Raw genomic sequence first — 3,824 nt, 5'->3', positions numbered from 1 at the left:
ATAGCATTGCCGCACGGCTTTCGAAAATAGTCGGCGAAAAGGCGAAGCCGTCGGCTAAATGGCCGGCCTGATCCCGTGCCTATTGACGCCCTTCGTGATGATCTTCGCGATATCGAAGGGAGTCCCTGTCGCGGGACTGCTCTTTGCCGTCACGATGATGACCGGGGTGGCGCTGACCCTGTCCACGGTGGTGATTTTGTCGATCCTTTTCCGCGAACGGCTGGTGCACAACTTCGAACGCCGGCCACGCCTTTTCGCCACTATTTCCTCGGTATCGAAGGTGCGGCAGGGATAGTTCTTGCCGGCGTCGCCGTCTGGCAGATCACGGCAGCTTGAACGATAGGTTCACGCTGCGGACATCGGAGTTGCAGTCGCACAGAGTTGCGCGGCTCATCGCTCTTCCGGCGGCTTAATGTGGCGGAACGCCCAGAGCAAGGCCAAGTCATAGAGGATTTTGAGGACACCGCAGATCACGAGCGGCCACGCTTCGAACCCGGCAGCAAACAGCGCTCCGGCAATGGCCGGGCTCGCGGCCGCGGCTAGACTGCGTGGAACAGACGTGACGCTCGCCGCCGCCGGCCGCTCCGGCGGCGTGACGACCGCCATCACATATGATGAGCGGGTCGGCACGTCCATCTGGGATAGTGCTGCGCGTGCGAGAAGAAACGCTAGCGAGGCGTGGAGGTTCGGCACCAAGGCGGCCAAGATCAAGCAAATGCTTGACGGGATGTGAGTGAGCACCATCGTATTGACGAGCCCGATGCGCTTCGATAGCCACGCGGCGACCGGAAATGAAACCGCCGACAAAACACCAGACCAGAAAAAGAACATCCCTGCGGCCCAAAGCGAGAGCCCGAACTTGCTGAACAGCCACAAGGCCATGAGCGACTGCACAGCGAACCCGCCGGCAAATGCGTCGATGCTGAACAAGGCCGCCAGCTTGTAGACGATGGCACGCGACGGCCCAAGCGTCGCGGCGGGCCGCTCCTGAGGAGAGGTTCTCGGGCCGACTGGAATGCGCGCATACACCAGGCTTCCCGCCACGCCGAGAGATGCATAGAGGACAAACATTGCCCTCAGGGCCGTAAGCCGCGAAATCCCAATCGTCACCAGGAAATCGGGGCTGGTTGCAGCAAGGGCGCCAAACGCTGCCGCCAGGGCACCCAACAGGCTGTAGCGTGCGAATGCCTTCGTGCGGTCCGCATCCGCAACGAACCGCGACAGGACCGCATGCTCCAGCGGAACGAAGATGCTCACGCTTCCCGACGAAGGATTGATTGTGCCCAGGAAGGCCGCGAGCAGAACAAGTGCATATGTGCTCGATTGCGTATAGGCCAGCCCGGTCGCGATCATCAGGCCGGATGAAGCTACGAGCAAGCTGCGCAGGTCTGCCCGCACCGCCAAGAACCCGATGCCGAGCGTCAGTAGCGCCGAACCAAGGAGTGCGGCGGTGGCGACAAAGCCAATCTCGAGAGGTCCTAGCCCGATTGTAGCCAAGTATACCGGCAACAGCACCGCCGCAAAGCCATCGCCAAAGTCTCGAAAGGCCCGCGCCGCGTAAATGTCCGCGGCGCCGCCGCCTTTCCTCTCGTGACCGGGCTGCTGCTCGAGACCGCCCGGGCCAACGTGGCTCCCTTCGGACTTTTGAAGGGATTGTGTCAAAGGTCAGATGCCCGTTCTTAGGTGCACTTGATCGAGCGCCAGCTTCAGCCCCTTGGTCAACTTGCCAACATCGTCATTTGCCCAGAAATGCATGAAGAACAGCCGAGGTTGATCATCGAGCATGTGGTTATGCACGGCCGTTACCTCTATACCACTTTCGCGCAAGGCTTTCAGCACCGGGTTCACTTCAGAGGCGACCAGAACAAAATCGCCGGTGATCGCGGCTTTGCCGCTGCCGGTAGGCTGGAAGTTAATGGCAATCGCAGAACCCATTGCGTCCGGCACTTCCATGCCATCGTCCTTGATGGTCTCCGCGCGCGGGATGCTGACCTGATAGACCCCGCCATTGACCTTGCCCTTGTGACCAAGCGCCTGGTCGATGATCGACGTATCGAGATCAATTGGCTCGAAAGCAGCAGCGGTACTCGCCGGCGCGGCAGAAAGCGGAGTCGCACCCTCCTGCAGGGCTGAATGCAGCGCGGCGGCCAATTGTTCCGGATCGCCATGCCCCAACACGTGCATGTACATCGTCTGCGGTTGGGCCCTCTGCAGGTGATTATGGAGTGCAGTGATCTCGATACCGCTTTCGATCAATTTCATCATTACCGGGCTGATCTCTGGTTCGGTCAACACGAGATCTCCCATCACCATGACGTCGTGATCGCCCATGGCTTTGAACGCGAGCCACGAGCCGAGCGCCAAGGCCGGTTTGAGTTCCACCCCGTCGAGACTGACTTTCAAGTCGGAACGAGGCAGCCCGACCCGGTAAACGCCCCCTGGCATCTCCGTACCCGATTTCCCGAGGGCTTGCGCGACCGCCTTCCAATCAGGTGCGGCGAGGGAGGGTTGGACTAATCCAAGGCAGGCCCCGAGAGCGAGGCCAGCTACAATTTTTGCATGCATGGTTATTTGCTCCTGTGCTCAGCCCCAGGTGCCCAAATGGAAAACGTCTGCGGTCCCGAAACACCGGAGTGCTCGCGGAGTCGTGATAAGCACTCAGCCGGTTAGCCCGCCGCTTTGTCGCCGGAGGCCAGCTGTGTGTTTCGCCCTATGATGTCGCCGGTGTTGCTGTGTTGGCGACGGCTGCAGCTTTGACACCAAATGCGGGTTTGATCGCGACCGCGTCATTGTGACGATTGCCGCCATCGTGCGCGGTGCAGACATTGACAGGCACGCTCTCACCATTATGCATGGCGCCGTGGTCGAGCCCCAGGCTGGCGCCAAGCGCCTCAATGACGAGCTGGGTAGAGTAATTGTAGAGGGGATGGCGGCACGTGACGTCATCCTTTAACATCCTTTAACCACCTTGATTGACGGGCAGATGACGTTGCGTTAACTTTCTATTAGCTATGGCTAAAAAGGGAGTTCCCAATGAAAATCGCTCTCGTTTGCGCGGCGCTTGTCCTTACCGTGTCGAGTGCCGCCCTGGCGCACGAAAGGAAGAAAGCAACCGTCACTGTCAACGCGTGTGCTGGTCTGTCGATCAAGGCCGCCAAGGCAGCAAAACTGGACTGTGGTGCAACTGGCACTGTTGCAACGCCGCACACTGACACAAAAGCCAATCCAGAGCCGCGCCTGGGGTATGACACGAACCCTTTTCCAGCCTCTTTCGGGCTTTAGAAGAAATAGGGCCGGGCACCTGAGCAGCCCCGGGCCACTGGTGTCGTCAACTTGGCTACTTTCGCCGCATTATCCCCACGAAGCGCGCCTCATGATCTAGTAAGACCTGGAATTCGGCGATGTGGATTGCTTGCATCTTGGGGTCGGAACAAGATCTGCTTTCCCAGCCACGCTAAGACCGAACGAAGCATGAACATCAAGCTGCGCGAAGTCGGCGCGCGGGCAGTCTGAACAACCGGAAGCTTTCGGCCATTTGATGCTCGGTATCCCAGGTATAGATGCCTGTAAGGTTGATGTGTTCCCAACTGAGCGGCGAGATGTGCTTCAGCAGCGTGTCGGACTATGTTTGCCCGCTTGCCTCAGATGCACGACAGCACTGTCGAGATAGACAGTATTCCAGGGCACAATTGCGCTGACGACGAGCGACGAGATTGAGGCCGGACGCGCGGAAGACCTGGCTTTCGAACGATCGGTCACGGATTTCGCCTCGCTCACGGAAGTTCCGACCCCTATATCGAGGAGCAGGGCCTCATCGTCTGCCA

The 3,824-nt window shown here is 59.4% G+C and carries 5 protein-coding genes and 1 pseudogene; 2 read left to right on the top strand and 4 right to left on the bottom strand.

The features are described 5' to 3' along the window. The first annotated feature begins 58 nt into the window (after nt 1–58). Nucleotides 59–295 carry a hypothetical protein gene (locus C7I87_RS34820; RefSeq protein WP_149908448.1) on the top strand — a complete coding sequence of 79 codons (237 nt, stop codon included), beginning with the start codon at nt 59–61 and terminating at the stop codon, nt 293–295. A 95-nt stretch (nt 296–390) separates the two neighbouring features. Here C7I87_RS34820 and C7I87_RS34815 read toward each other — a convergent pair whose 3' ends face one another. From C7I87_RS34815 to C7I87_RS34805, 3 genes are all read right to left on the bottom strand, one after another. Further along, complete coding sequence (locus C7I87_RS34815; protein ID WP_149908450.1) at nt 391–1,563, bottom strand: MFS transporter; 1,173 nt, start codon at nt 1,561–1,563, stop codon at nt 391–393. 102 nt (nt 1,564–1,665) lie between these two features. Next, nucleotides 1,666–2,565: a DUF1259 domain-containing protein gene (locus C7I87_RS34810; RefSeq protein ID WP_188394125.1), complete on the bottom strand. Its 900-nt coding sequence runs from the start codon at nt 2,563–2,565 to the stop codon at nt 1,666–1,668. A gap of 145 nt (nt 2,566–2,710) precedes the next feature. Further along, nucleotides 2,711–2,956, bottom strand: a complete 246-nt coding sequence (locus C7I87_RS34805; protein ID WP_149908447.1) for a hypothetical protein — start codon at nt 2,954–2,956, stop codon at nt 2,711–2,713. A gap of 77 nt (nt 2,957–3,033) precedes the next feature. Here C7I87_RS34805 and C7I87_RS34800 point away from each other — a divergent pair, with 77 nt between their 5' ends. After that, entirely contained in the window at nt 3,034–3,282 is a 249-nt protein-coding gene (locus C7I87_RS34800; protein ID WP_149908446.1) for a hypothetical protein, read from the top strand. Nucleotides 3,283–3,478: 196 nt separating this feature from the next. Here C7I87_RS34800 and C7I87_RS34795 read toward each other — a convergent pair. Continuing rightward, a pseudogene (locus C7I87_RS34795) lies at nt 3,479–3,781 on the bottom strand (Tn3 family transposase); the annotation flags it as partial. Between the last annotated feature and the right edge of the window lie 43 nt (nt 3,782–3,824).

Origin of the sequence: Mesorhizobium sp. SARCC-RB16n, assembly GCF_008520305.1 — a bacterium.
Classification (GTDB): Bacteria; Pseudomonadota; Alphaproteobacteria; order Rhizobiales; family Rhizobiaceae; genus Mesorhizobium.
The sequence above is the reverse complement of the archived record's forward strand: the minus strand, read 5'-3'. Positions and strand labels throughout refer to the sequence as shown.

Excerpts from the sequence above, each read along its gene's own strand:
- C7I87_RS34805 (WP_149908447.1), bottom strand. The coding sequence starts at position 2,956 with ATGTTAAAGGATGACGTCACGTGCCGCCATCCCCTCTACAATTACTCT.
- C7I87_RS34800 (WP_149908446.1), top strand. The coding sequence starts at position 3,034 with ATGAAAATCGCTCTCGTTTGCGCGGCGCTTGTCCTTACCGTGTCGAGT.
- C7I87_RS34820 (WP_149908448.1), top strand. The coding sequence starts at position 59 with ATGGCCGGCCTGATCCCGTGCCTATTGACGCCCTTCGTGATGATCTTC.
- C7I87_RS34810 (WP_188394125.1), bottom strand. The coding sequence starts at position 2,565 with ATGCATGCAAAAATTGTAGCTGGCCTCGCTCTCGGGGCCTGCCTTGGA.